The sequence below is a fragment of the Streptomyces sp. BE303 genome (assembly GCF_036290945.1).
Taxonomy (GTDB): Bacteria; Actinomycetota; Actinomycetes; order Streptomycetales; family Streptomycetaceae; genus Kitasatospora.
Genome location: NZ_JAQYWZ010000224.1, coordinates 1 through 283, shown reverse-complemented (window position 1 = coordinate 283; position 283 = coordinate 1). Strand labels below are relative to the sequence as shown.

Sequence of the window (283 nt, the reverse complement as noted above, 5' to 3'; positions counted from 1 at the left end):
TGGCGGCCCGTACCCCAAACCGACTCAGGTGGTCAGGTAGAGAATACCGAGGCGTTCGGGTGAACTATGGTTAAGGAACTCGGCAAAATGCCCCCGTAACTTCGGGAGAAGGGGGGCCATTCCTGGTGACGGCACTTGCTGCCAGAGCTGGGGGTGGCCGCAGAGACCAGCGAGAAGCGACTGTTTACTAAAAACACAGGTCCGTGCGAAGCCGTAAGGCGATGTATACGGACTGACGCCTGCCCGGTGCTGGAACGTTAAGGGGACCGGTTAGCTTGGATTC

1 rRNA gene is annotated in these 283 nt (G+C 58.7%); it reads left to right on the top strand.

The window, feature by feature from the left end:
- Positions 1-283 (top strand): 23S ribosomal RNA (locus PUR56_RS01430); the annotation flags it as partial.